This is a genomic window from Chromohalobacter sp. HP20-39, assembly GCF_033052815.1.
Classification (GTDB): domain Bacteria; phylum Pseudomonadota; class Gammaproteobacteria; order Pseudomonadales; family Halomonadaceae; genus Chromohalobacter.
In genome coordinates this window covers 1-252 of the sequence record NZ_JAWHTP010000948.1, presented here as the reverse complement: position 1 = coordinate 252, position 252 = coordinate 1, and the positions used below count along the sequence as shown (strand labels likewise).

General features: G+C 66.3%; 1 protein-coding gene. It reads right to left on the bottom strand.

The annotated features are described in order from the left end of the window. On the bottom strand, positions 1-252 hold a 252-nt coding region (locus RVY79_RS20765; protein ID WP_317466491.1), incomplete at both ends, for a hypothetical protein.

The window sequence follows — 252 nt, the reverse complement described above, 5'->3', positions numbered from 1 at the left end:
ACCTCGGCCACGATGTTCAGCGCCGCGACGATGTCTTCCATGCTGACCGTCAGAGCCGGCTGATTGAGTACGCGCTTGCCGCGCAGCGCCGCAGTCGCTGCATCGTGCAGTGTGATCAGGTTGCGCACCACCGTATCCACCGACACCACCGGCACTTTGGTGTCGGGTCGCAGTGGACACACCGTTGATCTCCCCGCCACGCCGTCGCGCACCATACCGGCGATGCGGTCGGACACCGACAGGGTCGGCGGG